The sequence below is a fragment of the Methylomonas rhizoryzae genome (genome assembly GCF_008632455.1).
Lineage (GTDB): Bacteria > Pseudomonadota > Gammaproteobacteria > Methylococcales > Methylomonadaceae > Methylomonas > Methylomonas rhizoryzae.
This window is the reverse complement of sequence record NZ_CP043929.1, coordinates 4,304,262-4,319,370: the sequence shown is the minus strand read 5'-3', so window position 1 is coordinate 4,319,370 and position 15,109 is coordinate 4,304,262. Positions and strand designations below refer to the sequence as shown.

The window sequence follows — 15,109 nt, the reverse complement described above, 5'->3', positions numbered from 1 at the left end:
GTTTCGTAATGCCGATAATGGTTTAGCCGGCAAATATCTATAGGTACATCACAAAACATGCCTAATTGTGACGCATCGCACACGAGCGTCCTGCAAGTGGCAATCGCCGTCCCCTTGCCTCGCTTGTTCGATTATTTGCCGGCCGAGGCTGATTCCGGTCAGGATTACTTGCCGGGCATCAGGTTGTGGGTGCCTTTCGGCCGGTCGCGCAAAGTGGGGGTATTGGTGGCCGTCCAGTCCGGCAGTGCCATAGAACGGCAACGCTTGAAGCGGGTTGAACAAGCGATCGATACGCAACCGTTATTGTCGACCCAAGACCTGCAGCTATTGCAATGGGCTAGCCGTTATTATCACCACCCGATAGGCGAAGTGATGTTGACGGCTTTTCCGGTCCAACTGCGGCATGGAAAAATGGCCGAGTTCAGCCAAGCGTTCGGCTATGCGTTAACCCAAGAAGGCGAGCGGGCCGCGGAAACGTGTACGCGAGCGCCCAAGCAATTGGCATTGCTCAAGCGCTTGCAGGCCGGACGGCAGGTTGTCACCGCCGCCGAGTTGGCGCAAGACAGGCCGCTGCTGAAAGTCTTGTTACAAAAGGGGTGGGTGCACAGGCTGCCCGTCCCAGACAACCTTGCATTCTCTGTAGACATGGCACCGGCATTGGCGCCGAATCCAGCCCAGCAACAAGCCATAGACGCGGTAAGCGCTCAGCTGGGCCGATTTTCGGTGTTCTTGTTGCAAGGGGTGACAGGTAGCGGCAAAACCGAAGTCTATATGCAGATCATGGCTAAGGTATTGGCCCTGGGCTTGCAGGTTTTGGTACTGCTGCCGGAAATTACCTTGACGCCGCAATTGGAACAACGGTTTAGGCAACGTTTTGCCACGGGCATCGTTTGTTTTCATTCCAAACTCAGTGACGGCGAGCGGACGCGGGCCTGGTTGACGTTTCAACGGGGCCAAGCCGGGATTATGCTGGGTACCCGCTCGGCGCTGTTTACCCCTATGCCCAAGCCGGGTTTGATTATCCTGGACGAAGAGCACGATAGTTCGTTCAAGCAGCAAGATGGTTTTAGGTTCTCGGCCCGGGACGTGGCGGTCGCGCGCGGTAAGTTGCTGCATATTCCGGTCTTGTTGGGATCGGCAACCCCTTCGTTGGAATCTTTGTTCAACGTCCGGCAGCAGCGTTACCGCTTGTTGGAGCTACCGGGCCGGGCCGGGGCCGCCGAGCAACCGAATATGCAAATCCTGGATATCCGCAATCACTATTTACAGGCCGGATTATCCGAAGGGTTGTTGCAGGCGATGCGGGCGAAGTTGCAGCAAGGCCAGCAAGTACTGCTGTTTTTGAATCGCCGCGGTTATGCGCCGGTGCAGATTTGCCATGCATGCGGTTGGGTGGCGCGTTGCCGGTTTTGCGATGCCAATTTGGTGATACACGCCGCCGAAAACCGCTTACGCTGCCACCACTGCGGCGCTTCTTACGTGTTGACCCGGCAGTGTCCGGCCTGCAAAACCGGAGAAATGCGGGCGCTAGGCGCCGGTACCGAGCGGATAGAGCAGGAGTTGGTCGCTTTATTTCCGGAACACACCGTCGTCCGTCTGGATAGGGACAGTACCCAGCGCAAAGGCACGCTGGAAACGTATTTGCAGCAAATCAACGCCGGCGCAGCGGATATTATTTTGGGAACGCAAATGTTGGCTAAAGGCCATCATTTTCCCAACGTGACCCTGGCGGCGCTTTTGGACATCGACAGTGGCTTATTCAGCATCGACTTTCGCAGTTCGGAAAAATTGGCTCAATTAATCGTGCAAGTCGCCGGACGGGCGGGGCGGGGCGAGCAGCGCGGGACTGTGATCCTGCAAACGCGCCACCCGCAACATCCGTTACTGTCGATTCTGCTGCAAGCCGGTTATTCCGCTTATGTCGAGGAGTTATTGAACGAACGCCGTCAGGCCGGCTTGCCTCCCTACACCCACCATGCCTTATTGCGGGCGGACGCCAAGCAGGCTGCAGCTGCACAAGGTTTTTTAGCCGCCGTTCGCGCTTGGACGCAGCAAAATCAGCTGTCGGCCGTCCAGGTGTTGGGACCGGTGCCGGCGCCGATGTCGCGCAGGGCCGGGCAGTTTCGGTTTCAATTGCTGTTGCAGAGCCCGAACCGCAAGGCGTTGCATGGCTTGCTGGATAGGCTGGTGCAGCATATCGACGGTTTAGAAGGCGCGAAACAAGTGCATTGGTCGTTGGATGTAGATCCTGCCGATTTGAGTTAGTCCGGATGGATGGAAAGGCTTATGTCGAATGCTGCATCCGGTTGAGCGCAGAAAGCGACGGCTGTTTTAATCAAAACTATCGGTTTACTAACGGTTAATCTTTGCTAGTATTAGGCTCAGGATGATAATTTTGTGAAGGATGCCTATTTTTTAAACATTTCGTAGTTAGGGTGTTTCTATGAACTTTTCTAAAGCTTTGCTCGCGTTAGCCGTGGGGCTAGGTGTCGCATCTTCCTCCGCGCAGGCGGCACTGGAAGATTTGGGCACCGATAACTCTAGTGTGGCTACTGCGCAGTATGTGGGTACTCTTACCGGTGCCGATCCGGTCATCAATGTGTTGGGTGTGCGCGGCTCGGTATACGGCGGTTTGATAGTCGATAACGACGATGTGGATTTTTACAGCTTCGACATAACTGCGCCTACTTGGCTTAAATTGACTGTTACTACGCCGGACGGTCCGCTATTTGGCGATGATCCCATAGTCGGGTTGTTCGACACGAGCGGAAGCCTTGTGGCATATGACGATGATGCCGGTCCCGGTTTCGACGCCTTTCTGGTTTGGGAAATTACCGAGCCGGGCACTTACACGGCGGCAGTTGCCGGTTATGACGATTTTGGGTTTGAAAGTCTTGCCGGTGTCAGTACCGACTTCTTCTATACCTTGCAAATCGATATCGCCGCGGTTCCTGTGCCTGCCGCGGTTTGGCTGATGGGCTCGGCACTGTTAGGCTTGGGTTTGACCGGCAAGAAAAGAAGCGCGTAACGCGCTATCTTGCCGTGCGTGACCGGGCGTAGCTTGTCCCGAGTCATATTTGGTTCGTTGATTGCCTTTTGGCGCGGCGAACGAGAAGGTGGTTGCTCTCTGATGACGGGAGGGGGGAGATTAGGCCGTTAAACGGCCCCTACTCATCCTACCTGCTTCATCAGGGATTTGTGTTGAAAATAGCGCTTGCCACAGACAAGCGGCTCCCGACTGCGAAACGGCCCGAATTCGGGCCGTTCTTCTTAGTGCTGGACGCGGCAACAGTGCTGTGGCTGCGTCTTAATCATTTTATTCCTTAATGCATGCCCTTGTTGTCCCATGGCCAGGGGTGCTTGTCGCTCAGTCGCCAAAACGTGGCAATTTTCGGGCGTTCTAACCAAAACGCGTCCAGCAGCAACTGATGACGCTCGGCAAATATTTCCGCTAATGCCGGCGGCGGTTGGTGTCCGAAGTAACGATTCAAATACTCCCGGCGTACACAAGAATTTTGAATGTCGCCCAATAAAGTCAGATAGGTTTGCAGGCTGGCCAGATGGCCGTCGGGGAGCGGGGGTAGCAGCTCGCTGGCGGTAATTAGCAGATAGCGTAACTTTTTCAATGCGATGCGCAGTTTGTGCAGCGTTTGCGGCTGTTGGGCGTCTATTGCACGATAACGCTGGAGGGCAACCGCGTATACGGCGTCTATCGCGGCTAAGCAAGCCCGTGGCAGATTCATTTCGCGTAGCGCCGGCAAAACGCGTTTTTGCACTTTAGCTAGCAGCAGTTCTTGCGAATTGCTGTCCAAGACATGGAGTTGTCGCGGGATAGCGGCTAACAAACGACGTTCGTTGGCGCGCAAATAAGCGAGAAAAGGCGCTATCTCCGGCAAGGCATTCAAATCCAGCAAATCGGCCAGCATGACTTGGGTGTCGCGCAATTCGTCGAAGCCGTCCAGCTGAGATTTAAGGTCTTTTCTAAGTTTGCGCAACGCCGGGTCGGGCGCCAGAATCTGCAGTAGTTCTATGAAAGCGAGCAAACGGCGCAGACTGATACGCAGTTTATGTACCGCGGATTCGCTGGCTTGGTTGCGACAGGCTTGCAAGCGTGATAAATGTTTGGCCCAATGACGCTCCAACGCTGCTTGGATGAGTTTGGCGTCCTCTTTGGCCATGACGCAGTCAGGATTTTCGGCTTTGCAAGCGCTTTTTGCGCATGATCAGCGTGACGATAGGCCCGGATGCGGCGTAACCGACCGCCAGTAAAAACAGCATGCGTTGCGGTTGGGCCAGCACGAAACCGATGACCAACATCGCCAAGATCGTGGCGATGAACGGTACTTTGTTTTTGAAGTCGATTTCTTTGAAGCTGGAATAGCGAAAGTTGCTGACCATCAGCAATCCGGTGGAAATGGTGGCGACGAGCACCAAGTACTTGAAGTTTTCCACTTGATAGCCGTTTTCCACGCAAAACCATAAGCCGCCGGCTAAAATTGCCGCCGCCGCCGGGCTGGGTAGGCCTTGAAAATACCGTTTATCCGCCACTTCGACTTGGGTATTGAATCGCGCCAAGCGCAAAGCTCCGCCGGCCATGTGCACGAACGCGGCGAACAAGCCGACTTGCCCCATGCTGGATAAGGTCCACAAATACATCACGATGGCCGGGGCGGCGCCGAACGACACCATATCGGACAAGCTGTCGTATTCCACGCCGAATTCGCTTTGGGTATTGGTCAAACGCGCAACCCGGCCGTCCAAGCCGTCCAATACCATCGCCACGAATAATGAAATGGCGGCGGTCTCGAAGCGGCCGTTGATCGCCGAAGTAATGGCGTAGAAGCCGGCAAACATCGCGCCGGTGGTGAACAAGTTGGGCAGCAGATAAATGCCGCGGTGACGCTTGGGCGGTGGTGTTTGGATCATGATGGGCGTTGACAGTCGATAACTGGTCGGCCATTTTACATGGACCGCCGCCGGCCGGCTATCGCAATACGATGACAAAAACGGCAGCGGTTGATCAAGCCGCGTCCGCTTTAGTTTCGGCCGAGGACGTGGTGGTTGGGAAAAAGCGCTTTCCTCAATTGCGGTTGCCGAATACAGTGCGCTGTTTTTAGTGATATGCGGTAAATGTTATGAATGCTAAAACGTGTGACGTACTCTGTATCGGCCATGCCAGCTACGATTTGGTGTTTTCGATCGCCCGTCATCCCGGTGCGGACGAAAAGTTGTTTGCCGACGGTTTGCTGAGTTGCGGTGGCGGGCCGGCGGCCAATGCCGCGGTGACGGTCGCCCGGCTTGGTTATCAGGCCGGTTTCGCCGGCTATTTAGGCAACGACGTTTATGGCGACAGTCATTGCCGGGAATTGCGAGTAGAGGGCGTGGACCTTGGTTTGCTGGTGCGGGGTGCTTCGCCCACTCCGTTGTCGACGATTTTGGTCAAACCGGACGGCAAACGGGTCTTGATCAACTACAAAGGCGATACCCAAGCCTTGCCGGCCGAACGCATCGCCTTCGCCGGCGTGCAAGCCAAGGTAGTGTTGTGCGACGGCCACGAGCCGCATTTGGCCTTGGCCGCTAGCCGGGCGCTGCCGAACGTACCGACGCTGCTGGATGCCGGCTCATTACACGACGGTACCCGTTTGTTGATGGATAAAGTGGATTATCTGCTGGCTTCGGAAAAATTCGCCCTGCAATTGGCCGGTGATGAGGGGGACGCCTTGACGCAAATGGCTGCGATGGCGCCGGTTGCGGTGATTACCTTGGGTGAACGCGGTTTGTTGTGGCGGCGCGGCGAGCAAACCGGCCGCATGTCGGCGCCGCCGGTGCATGCGCTGGATAGTACCGGAGCCGGCGACGCCTTTCACGGCGCGTTTGCCGCCGGCTTGGCGGCAGGGATGGCTTGGGAGGATCTGCTGCGATTTGCCAGCGCGGCCGGCGCATATTGCTGCACGCGCATCGGGGCTAGGCCCGGTATGCCGAATACGGCGCAAGTTGCGGCGTTGTTGCAAAGCTGGCCGGCCGAATAAACGCTTTTTCAGCGCACACGGTTCGCGGTTGATTGTGCGCCCGAATGCGCATTAGAGGACGAAGTCCTCAATGCAGCTACGTTACAACAGATGAGGAATGCCTCCCTGGGAATAGCTCCTGGCATGGCTGAATAGTTACAAATATCCTATTATTGGGTCTAATGGTTGTAATATCGAAATGATGCGCGCCTTTGGACGCATCCTAGGGTATATTGATTATCAGTGGGTTGCGAGCCGTGATCGTGTCTAAAAAAACCGAGTGCCGCCTTAATTACCTGTCAAAATTCCGTACTAAGGGCTTACGCCGCTTCCCAAGATAACTGTCCGATCAATAATTGCAATGTTGTACCCTGTTGTCTATCTTGCAGGCACCTTATTGGCGTGTCTATCGATTAAACCCGGTTTTGCAGCAGTGGCCGGCGAAGCCGAAGCCGTTGAAGAGACTAGCGAACTATTGCCGCTAAGCTGGGAGGAAGTGACAGAGCTGGATATTTCCACTTTATCCAGGCAGACCCAATCCGTCAAAAACAGTCCGGCCGCCGCTTTCGTGATTACCGCGGAAGACATCCGTCGCTCCGGAGTAACCACGCTGCCGGAACTGCTGCGCATGGTGCCCGGCATGAACGTGGCGAAGGTCAATGCTTGGAATTGGGCGATTAGCGCCCGCGGATTCAACGACTTGTACGCAAACAAACTGCAGGTCATGATAGACGGGCGCAGCATCTACGACCCTTTGGTCAGCGGGGTATATTGGGGGCAACAGAACTTATCCTTGTGGGATATAGAGCGCATAGAGGTGTTAAGAGGCCCCAGCGGCAGCTTGTGGGGCGCGAATGCCGTTAACGGAACGGTCAACATCGTTACCCGCTCCGCCCGCGACACCCAGGGCGGTCTATTGTTCGGTGGCGGCGGAAGCGAAGAGTTGGGCTTCGGCGGTGTCCGCTACGGCACCAAGATTTCCGAAGATTCTTATTTGCGCGGTACCGTGAATACCGCTTACCGAGACTCCAGTGCCGATCTGACGGCCACGGACGACACGCACGATAACGGAAACGCGCAAAACGCCACGCTACGGATGGACAGCCAATTGAGCCGAAACGATCAATTGACGTTGGAAGCTACTCTAGCCCGCTATCGACAACGCGGTTATCTGATCGGCGTTACTTCCGAAACGCCGCCGCTGTGGGTGCAGAACGATTTCGGTCGGGACGGCATGACCGGCAGCCTGCAAGGCAACTGGAAACATACGACCGATAGCGGTCATCTTATCCAAACCAACTTTGCGTTTACCCAAACCCATTGGCTATTGGGAACGATACAAATGGACCGTTCGCACGCGGTTCTCGATGTCCAACACAGCCTACCCAAACTGGATAGCCACCAAATTTTGTGGGGCCTGAACTTTCAGACCGTACACGATCAATTCCAAAATAGTTTGACACTGGGTTTCGAGCCGGCCAAATTCGCGCAATACAACGTCGGCTGGTATTTACAGGATCAAATTGACATCCTGGACGATTTGAAACTGACCTTGGGCAATCGGGTAGAACACTTTACCTTCACCGGCTGGGAAACCGAACCCAACCTACGTTTGATTTGGACGCCCAATAAGGCGCACAGTCTATGGGGAGCCGTGTCCCGGGCGGTGGTGTTGCCCAATCGGGCGCAACACAGTATTCGCCTGTTTGTACCGATTCCGGGCAGTAGCGATTTTGTCGACGTGAAGGCCAATCCGGACATGAAAACCGAAAACCTGCTGGCATTCGAATTGGGTTGGCGCTGGCAAATTCTGCATAACTTCGATATCGATACCGCGGCGTTCTACAACATTTACGACAGGATGCAAGGCACTCAATTTGACGGCACAACGTTGAATAGCCCCGATTTTGCCCCGGCTTTTCCAACCAACGTTCCAATCTATCCTGCAACGGTTAGCAATAGCCGGCAAGTAAAAAGCTACGGTGTGGAGCTCTCGGCCAACTATCGAGCCAATAGCGCCTGGCGCTTACAAGGCGCGTATAGCCTCAATCGATTCGACGTGAATTACGATACCTCGCGCCGCTGGTTCAGAGACGAGTTAACCGAACCGCATTCCAGCCCTAACCATACCTTGTCGCTACGCTCCTTATACAACCTGACCAACGAAATCGAATTGGATGCCTGGTTCCGCTATGTGGGTAGAATCGTGGTCGACCGGGACATGGCCATTCCCGACTACTTCACCATGGATTTACGGTTAGGATGGCATCCGCATAAAGACTTGGAAATTTCGATCAGCGGGCAAAACTTATTGGACAATCAACACCCGGAATTTAGCGATATTTTGTACATACCGGTTGCCAGCCAGATCCAGCGTAGCGTGTTGGCGCAATTTTCCTGGCGTTTCTGAGTCTTGAGCTGTGAATCGTTTCGCTAAGCTTTCGGTTGTCTTATTGCTACTCAGCGTCAGCGTTTGCCTAAGCCGTCCGGCAGCGGCCGACGATGCATTGGTCAGCCGGGAGTACCAGCTCAAAGCGCTCTATCTATTTCACTTCGTCGAATTAACCGAATGGCCGAAAGCCGACCAGGTGACTATCTGTTTATGGGGCGACAGCCCGTTACGCGCTTATTTACCGGCGTTGGACGGCCAACAAGTGGGCGGTTCTACGGTACAAGCAGTAAGCGAACCCTTGCCGGAGATGGCTCGGTGCCAAATTTTGTTTTTAAGCGATCCGCATACCTTAACCCAAGACATCCTGAATCAAGCGGAATCCCGCCATATCTTGCTGGTTAGCGACAGCGAGGATTTCGCCGAACGCGGCGGCATGATTCAATTCACTTTACGCAACAACAAGCTAAAACTGATCGTTAATTTAGCGGCGGTTAAGCGCGCCGGTCTAAAACTCAGTTCCAAATTGCTACGTATGGCGGAAATAGTGCAATGAACAGGCCTTGCAGCCCTCGGATTTCGATTGTCAACAAATTAGCCAAAGCATTGCGGTTGATGGCGATCTTGACCTTATTCGTCGCCACGGTCTCTCTCTCTGTGCGCGAGTTCAACGATCTGCACCAAGAGCTCAACACCAAATTGACGCTGACCGCCGATATGATCGGGCAGAATTGCAGCTATCCGATTGTGTTTGAAGACAAAAAAACCGCGCAGGAAGTTCTCAATGCTTTGGCTCACGATCCGGACATAATCTCCGGCGTCATTCGATCTGCGAACGGAGAAATTTTTGCAAGCTATGCCAAAGCGACTTCCAACTGGCACATCCTATGGCCTAAGGCCTTGCAGAAAAACCATACGACCCGGCGTCCTATCTTGGATGCGAACAATAGGGAAATCGGCGACATCGTTTTGGTGGCCGATCTAAAACAACCCTACCATGCGCTGATTCGCAATGCGGCCTTAAACGCCGCAATCGTCTTCGCTGCTTTAAGTATCGCCGCTGTTTTCGTATTGCGGTTACAGCGTTCGTTGCTGACGCCTATCGTGCATTTGGCCAACATCGCTCGGCAAATCGAGCGCGACCACGATTACAGCAAGCGCTCCGACTACGCCGGCAATGACGAAATTTCCGATTTATCCGAGGCTTTCAACAGCATGTTGTCGCAAATTCAAGCCAACGAAGCCTATTTGGAAAACCAAGTGCTGTTGCGCACCCGCGAGCTGCAGATTGCAAAACAAGAAGCCGAGCAGGCCAACCAGACCAAAGGCGAATTTCTAGCCAATATGAGCCACGAAATTCGCACGCCCATGAATGCGATTGTCGGCTTAGTGGAGCTCTGTTTAAATAGCGAAATCAGCGACAAGTTGCGAACTTATTTGGAACGGGTGGAAGCGGCCTCGCATTCCTTGATGGATATCATCGACGACATCTTGGATTTTTCGAAAATGGAAGCCGGAAAAATGAAGCTGGAAAGCATTCCGTTTTTGCTGGAAGACGTTCTGGAGCAAGTCTTCGCCACGATGAATCAATTGGCGGCCCAGAAAGGTTTAAAACTGAGCTGCCCCGCTTCCGGTACCGTACACGCGGTGATCGGCGACCCGCAACGCCTCAGGCAAATCCTGATCAATTTGATCGGCAATGCGATCAAGTTCACCGAATATGGCGAAGTCGGCATCAGTGTGGTCGAATTGAACCGTACTTCGCAGCATATTAGTTTGCAATTTTGTGTCAGCGACACCGGCATAGGCATTAGCGAAGCGCAACAACAACGCTTGTTTCAAGCCTTCTCGCAAGGCGATAGCAGCGTGACCCGCACACACGGCGGAACCGGCTTAGGCTTGGTGATTAGCAAACAACTCGTCGAACAAATGGGAGGAACGATACGGGTAGTCAGTCAGAAGCAGGTCGGCTCCAAGTTTATTTTCAGTGTAAAACTCGGCGTTGCAGACTTCGCTAGCGTGCTCTACGCTCGGCAGCAAAATGGTTCGCCTATGGCCTCCAAACACAGTCATCAGCTTCGAGGCCGCAAAGTGCTTCTCGTCGAAGACAACGAAATTAACCGAATTGTCGCGGTCGAACTGTTGGAAAAAGTGCTGATTCAAGTGGATGTCGCCGAAAACGGTGCAATTGCTTTGGAGAAGCTGGCCCAACATCGTTATGACTGTATATTGATGGACGTACAAATGCCGGAGATCGACGGTTATATGGCTACTAAACGCCTAAAAGAAATGGACGCCTGTAAAAACGTCCCGGTGATAGCGATGACGGCTAACGCCATGCAGGAAGACAAATTGAAGTGCTTGGAAGCGGGTATGGTGGACTATATCTGTAAGCCGATATTGCCCAAAACGCTGTATGCCGTGTTGGAAAAGTGGCTGGCCCCGGAGCGGGAGCAAGAATAAAGCTTATTGACCTTGTTCGGTCACAACGACGCCTATATTGTTTTTTTGCAGCAATTCCTTGATCTTGGCGACACTGGACGGATTGTCGTAAGGGCCGATTTTGACTCTATGCCAGATGGCGCTTCCGACCTTGGCTTTCTCGACTCGCGCTTCTATCCCCAATAAAGCCAGTTTGGCCTTGTGCCGTTCCGCCTCGGCTCCCTCACGGAAGGAGCCGGCCTGCATGACGTAGCGCACCGCCTTGCTTTTGCCTACCAATTCTTCTCTGACCCGGCTTTGAATTTCGTAATCGGGTATTACGGTTTCGGCTTGCGGCAGGATGGTATAAAAATCGTAACGCGGCTCGACTACCGGCTGCACGGCCGCAACCGGCTTAGGATCGGGGGGCTGCTCCGGCGTTTTTAGTTCGGAAACGTTGGTTTGTGCCGGTTCGCCGCTACGAGACGCTAACAACTCTTCAACCTTCCGGCTAACAATGTGTAAGAACGCGCCGAAAACCGCAATCAATGCAAGCACCAGCAACCAGCGCCGCCATAATGGCGGCTGCTTTGCGGCTTGACGCCGGGAGGCGCTATAGGCGGACGATTGAACGCGGTGTTTGTAATCTCTGGCCATTACATCGATTCTGGGGCGTTTATTTTCAATAAACCTAATGCATTAGCGAAAACCTGTTTAACCGCGCAAATCAGGTTTAGCCGGGCATTACACAGACCGTCGTCGTCTACCAGAAACTGGTGAGCGTTGTAGTAACTATGGAACTGGTTGGCTAATTCGCGTAAATAGGTAATCAGCTGGTGCGGCTCGAACTGCGTAGCAGCGCGCTCCACTACTTCCGGATATTTCCAGAGTGCGGTCAATAATTCGGTTTCGTGGCTCTCGGTCAACGAGCGTAAATGTCCCATTCCCAAGGCCAAGTCGCGCGGGCGATGTTTTTCGTCCAGTTGCCTTAGCACGCTGCAAATCCGCGCATGCGCATATTGGACATAGTAAACGGGATTATCGTTGGTTTTCGAGGTGGCTAGTTTCAAATCGAAATCCATGTGCTGTTCCGATTTGCGCATCGCATAGAAAAAGCGGCAGGCGTCGTTACCGACCTCGTTGCGCAATTGTCTTAGCGTAACAAACTCCCCCGAACGCGTGGACATTTGCACTTTTTCGTCCCCGCGATAGAGCACCGCAAATTGCACCAACAACACTTTTAGCTTGGTTTCGTCGGCTCCCAAGGCCTGCATAGCCGCTCTGACCCGCGGAATATATCCGTGATGGTCCGCCCCCCAGATATTGACGATCTGATCGAAACCGCGGTCCAACTTGTTCATATGGTAAGCAATGTCCGAGGCGAAATAGGTCGTTTGGCCGTTGTCGCGCACTACCACCCGATCTTTTTCGTCTCCCAGTCGGCTGGACGCGAACCAAGTTGCCCCATCCTGTTTGTACAAGTATCCGGCGGAATCCAAACGTTGCAAGGCTTGGGGTATCGAATCGTCCTCCATCAAACTGCGTTCCGAAAACCAGTGCTGATAACTCACGCCAAACTCGGCGAGATCGTCCTTGATGTCCGCCAATATGTCGTCCAGCCCGACTTGAAACACCGACCGATAATCCGCTTCGCCCAACAAAGTTTTGGCTCGGTCTATCAATGCGTCGATGTGCTTTTCCTTGTCGCCGCCTTGTGCTTCGTCGGCAGGCAAATCAGCTATGACTGCACCGGCCGCGCGGCGGTATAACTCGCCATCGCGTTGATGCAAGCTGCGAGCGATGTCGCGGATGTAATCACCCCGGTAGCCGTTACCGGGAAACGGTAACACTTCGCCGCATTCTTCCAGGTAACGCAACCAAACGCTGGTTGCCAGAATATCCATCTGCCGGCCGGCGTCGTTGACGTAGTATTCGCGTTCCACCGTGAAGCCTACCGCTGCCAACAAATCCGCGACGGCGGAGCCGTAAGCGGCCCCGCGTCCGTGCCCGACGTGCAAAGGTCCTGTGGGATTGGCGGAAACGAATTCCACTTGCACCCGTTTGCCTTGACCTGACTGGCTTAAGCCGAATGTCGAACCGGCAACGTGGATTTGCTTGACGATATCGAATAAATAATCCGGATTCAGAAAAAAATTGATAAAACCGGGGCCGGCGATTTCAACCTTGCTGATCAGCCGGTCGGCCGGCAGTGCGGCGATAATCTTTTCCGCCAACTGGCGCGGATTGGATTTAGCGGGTTTTGCCAACATCATGGCCAGATTGGTGGCGAAGTCGCCATGTTGCGCGTCGCGAGCCCGTTCCAACACGATTTGTACGGTTAGTTCGCGATCCAGAACACCTTGCGCTTTCAATGCGTCTATAGCGTTTTGCAACAGGTATTCGAGCTTTGTTTTCATTATTGATGAGAAAAAACGGGGACGAAATTGCGGCTATTATCCCTGAAAACCCCCATCGTGGCTACCGAGAGCGGGAGTTACCGCCGGCTTCGCTTGCTGATTACAGCCCCGCAACCGCAGGAAACCGGACTGAGTTTCGAAACTTATCGGCGCTCGCCGAATAGCGCCGTGCCGATCCTGACCATGGTGGCTCCTTCCATGATTGCTGCTTTCAAGTCGCCGCTCATGCCGAAAGAATAGCTGTCCAAACTGGGATCGTTAAGCTGTTGAACGGCTTGGTGTAAGCTGCGATAAGGCAGCCGTTGTTTTGCATAGTTAGTTTCCGGTTCCGGAATGGCCATCACGCCGCGCAAGCGCAATCTCGGCAATTGACGTACCGCGCTTACCAGTTCGGGCAAGTTAGCCAGACTAACGCCGGACTTGCTACTTTCTTCGCTGATATTTACTTGCAAGCAGATGTTCAACGGGGGTAAGCGCTCGGAACGCTGCTCGCTCAAGCGTTGGGCGATTTTTAATCTGTCCACGCTGTGTACCCAGGCGAAATGACTGGCGATGGGCTTGGTTTTATTGGATTGAATGGGGCCGATGAAGTGCCAGCTAATATCGAATGCGGCCAGTTGTTGTTGCTTAAACAGCGCCTCCTGCACATAATTTTCCGCAAAATGGCGTTGTCCCAGTCGATAAAGCTGTGCAATATCGGCAGCGGATTTGGTTTTGCTGACAGCCAGCAATTGCACGCTTGCGGCCGGTCGGCCGGCAATGCCTGTCGCATGTCGTATCTGGCTGCGTACGTGTCGAAAACGCTCGGCTATGTCGGAGGATTGCATGTCAATGCTCTCGATCGGTGCCGACAAACAAGCGGGAAAACAGCAAGCCGGATTCGAATAGCATCCACATCGGTACGGCCAATAATGTTTGCGACAATGCGTCCGGGGGGGTTAAAAACATGGCGATGGTAAATACGCCGACGATGATGTAAGGCCGTTTCTCCGCCAAGCTTTCGGGGGTAGTAATCCCTGTCCAAACCAGTACAATCGTGAAAATCGGTACCTCGAAACAAATGCCGAACGCAAAAAATAAGGTCAGCACAAAATCCAGATAAGTGCTGATGTCGGTCATCACCGCGACGCCGGTGGGCGCCGCTGCCGTCAAATAGCCGAATACCAGCGGAAACACCACGTAGTAGGCAAATGCCGCGCCGCCATAAAACAGCAGGGTGCTTGCCAATAACAGCGGCAGTATCATCAGCTTTTCGTGCCGGTACAGTCCGGGCGCCACGAAGCCCCAAAATTGATACAGAATGAACGGTACCGAGGCAAATACTGCCACCACGAAGGCCAGCTTAATCGGGGTGAAAAACGGCGAGGCGACATCGATTGCTATCATCGTGCTGTTGTTGGGCATATGCGCCAACAACGGCTCGGCAAGGTAATGATAAATTTCGCTGGAGTAAGTCGCAGTGCCGATAAAAACCACCAGCACGCACAATACCACCCGCAATAGACGGTCGCGTAATTCGATTAAATGGCTGATGAAGGACTGCTCGCCGATAGGGTCAAGCTGATGGGTCATCGATCGTTCGGGAGGGTTGGCCGTTTTGCGGCTTGTTTTCTAATTCGCCAGCCGCCGCTTGGGTTTCTTGCGCAACTTGCTGCAATTCGTCTGCGATCGATTGCTGCTGGCGCAACAATTGCCGCATTTCCTCAGCGTGCAACTCCTGTTTGATTTCCGCCTTCACGCTGGCAATCGTGCTGCGGGTTTTGCCCAGCCAAAATCCGGCGATTCGAGCCGCTTTCGGCAAGCGTTCCGGCCCAATAACCAACAGCGCGATCAGTCCAACCATTAATAATTCGGAGAAACCGACATCGAACATA

At 53.8% G+C, this 15,109-nt stretch carries 13 protein-coding genes; 6 read left to right on the top strand and 7 right to left on the bottom strand.

The features are described from left to right. Nucleotides 1-57: 57 nt before the first annotated feature. Both F1E05_RS19140 and F1E05_RS19135 read left to right on the top strand, forming a co-directional pair. Nucleotides 58-2,265, top strand: coding sequence for a primosomal protein N' (locus F1E05_RS19140; RefSeq protein WP_150051323.1), 2,208 nt, complete (start codon nucleotides 58-60; stop codon nucleotides 2,263-2,265). Nucleotides 2,266-2,443: 178 nt separating this feature from the next. Then, nucleotides 2,444-3,028, top strand: a complete 585-nt coding sequence (locus tag F1E05_RS19135) for a DVUA0089 family protein (protein ID WP_150051321.1) — start codon at nucleotides 2,444-2,446, stop codon at nucleotides 3,026-3,028. Nucleotides 3,029-3,323: 295 nt separating this feature from the next. Here the strand turns inward: F1E05_RS19135 and F1E05_RS19130 are convergent, their stop codons facing one another. Next, nucleotides 3,324-4,178: a CHAD domain-containing protein gene (locus F1E05_RS19130; protein ID WP_150051319.1), complete on the bottom strand. Its 855-nt coding sequence runs from the start codon at nucleotides 4,176-4,178 to the stop codon at nucleotides 3,324-3,326. Between the two features lie 7 nt (nucleotides 4,179-4,185). Continuing rightward, nucleotides 4,186-4,926 (bottom strand): CDP-diacylglycerol--serine O-phosphatidyltransferase, encoded by a 741-nt coding sequence (gene pssA, locus F1E05_RS19125; protein WP_150051317.1) that lies wholly within the window; start codon nucleotides 4,924-4,926, stop codon nucleotides 4,186-4,188. A gap of 209 nt (nucleotides 4,927-5,135) precedes the next feature. On the opposite strand from pssA, the gene F1E05_RS19120 reads away from it, so the two are divergent. The 4 genes from F1E05_RS19120 (at nucleotide 5,136) to F1E05_RS19105 (ending at nucleotide 10,860) form a co-directional block, all read left to right on the top strand. Further along, entirely contained in the window at nucleotides 5,136-6,029 is an 894-nt protein-coding gene (locus F1E05_RS19120) for a carbohydrate kinase family protein (protein ID WP_150051315.1), read from the top strand. 340 nt (nucleotides 6,030-6,369) lie between these two features. Further along, complete coding sequence (locus F1E05_RS19115) at nucleotides 6,370-8,418, top strand: TonB-dependent receptor plug domain-containing protein (protein ID WP_150051313.1); 2,049 nt, start codon at nucleotides 6,370-6,372, stop codon at nucleotides 8,416-8,418. A 10-nt stretch (nucleotides 8,419-8,428) separates the two neighbouring features. Further along, nucleotides 8,429-8,953: a YfiR family protein gene (locus tag F1E05_RS19110; protein ID WP_150051311.1), complete on the top strand. Its 525-nt coding sequence runs from the start codon at nucleotides 8,429-8,431 to the stop codon at nucleotides 8,951-8,953. Next, the gene (locus tag F1E05_RS19105) at nucleotides 8,950-10,860 is read left to right on the top strand and encodes a response regulator (RefSeq protein ID WP_150051309.1); all 1,911 of its coding nucleotides are present in this window, start codon (nucleotides 8,950-8,952) and stop codon (nucleotides 10,858-10,860) included. The genes F1E05_RS19110 and F1E05_RS19105 overlap by 4 nt, the downstream gene beginning before the upstream one ends. A gap of 3 nt (nucleotides 10,861-10,863) precedes the next feature. Here F1E05_RS19105 and F1E05_RS19100 read toward each other — a convergent pair whose 3' ends face one another. From F1E05_RS19100 to tatB, 5 genes are all read right to left on the bottom strand, one after another. Continuing rightward, nucleotides 10,864-11,475 (bottom strand): SPOR domain-containing protein, encoded by a 612-nt coding sequence (locus F1E05_RS19100; RefSeq protein ID WP_150051307.1) that lies wholly within the window; start codon nucleotides 11,473-11,475, stop codon nucleotides 10,864-10,866. After that, nucleotides 11,475-13,235, bottom strand: a complete 1,761-nt coding sequence (argS, locus tag F1E05_RS19095) for an arginine--tRNA ligase (protein ID WP_150051305.1) — start codon at nucleotides 13,233-13,235, stop codon at nucleotides 11,475-11,477. The genes F1E05_RS19100 and argS overlap by 1 nt, the downstream gene beginning before the upstream one ends. A 143-nt stretch (nucleotides 13,236-13,378) precedes the next feature. Then, entirely contained in the window at nucleotides 13,379-14,062 is a 684-nt protein-coding gene (locus F1E05_RS19090; protein ID WP_150051303.1) for a YggS family pyridoxal phosphate-dependent enzyme, read from the bottom strand. Nucleotide 14,063: 1 nt separating this feature from the next. Beyond that, entirely contained in the window at nucleotides 14,064-14,807 is a 744-nt protein-coding gene (gene tatC / locus F1E05_RS19085; RefSeq protein ID WP_150051301.1) for a twin-arginine translocase subunit TatC, read from the bottom strand. Next, nucleotides 14,791-15,108: a Sec-independent protein translocase protein TatB gene (tatB, locus tag F1E05_RS19080; RefSeq protein ID WP_150051300.1), complete on the bottom strand. Its 318-nt coding sequence runs from the start codon at nucleotides 15,106-15,108 to the stop codon at nucleotides 14,791-14,793. The genes tatC and tatB overlap by 17 nt, the downstream gene beginning before the upstream one ends. Nucleotide 15,109 lies beyond the last annotated feature (1 nt).

Coding starts and splice junctions, on each gene's coding strand:
- F1E05_RS19120 (WP_150051315.1), top strand. CDS start 5,136: ATGAATGCTAAAACGTGTGACGTACTCTGTATCGGCCATGCCAGCTAC.
- argS (WP_150051305.1), bottom strand. CDS start 13,235: ATGAAAACAAAGCTCGAATACCTGTTGCAAAACGCTATAGACGCATTG.
- F1E05_RS19115 (WP_150051313.1), top strand. CDS start 6,370: ATGTTGTACCCTGTTGTCTATCTTGCAGGCACCTTATTGGCGTGTCTA.
- F1E05_RS19140 (WP_150051323.1), top strand. CDS start 58: ATGCCTAATTGTGACGCATCGCACACGAGCGTCCTGCAAGTGGCAATC.
- F1E05_RS19130 (WP_150051319.1), bottom strand. CDS start 4,178: ATGGCCAAAGAGGACGCCAAACTCATCCAAGCAGCGTTGGAGCGTCAT.
- pssA (WP_150051317.1), bottom strand. CDS start 4,926: ATGATCCAAACACCACCGCCCAAGCGTCACCGCGGCATTTATCTGCTG.
- tatC (WP_150051301.1), bottom strand. CDS start 14,807: ATGACCCATCAGCTTGACCCTATCGGCGAGCAGTCCTTCATCAGCCAT.
- tatB (WP_150051300.1), bottom strand. CDS start 15,108: ATGTTCGATGTCGGTTTCTCCGAATTATTAATGGTTGGACTGATCGCG.
- F1E05_RS19090 (WP_150051303.1), bottom strand. CDS start 14,062: ATGCAATCCTCCGACATAGCCGAGCGTTTTCGACACGTACGCAGCCAG.
- F1E05_RS19135 (WP_150051321.1), top strand. CDS start 2,444: ATGAACTTTTCTAAAGCTTTGCTCGCGTTAGCCGTGGGGCTAGGTGTC.
- F1E05_RS19105 (WP_150051309.1), top strand. CDS start 8,950: ATGAACAGGCCTTGCAGCCCTCGGATTTCGATTGTCAACAAATTAGCC.
- F1E05_RS19100 (WP_150051307.1), bottom strand. CDS start 11,475: ATGGCCAGAGATTACAAACACCGCGTTCAATCGTCCGCCTATAGCGCC.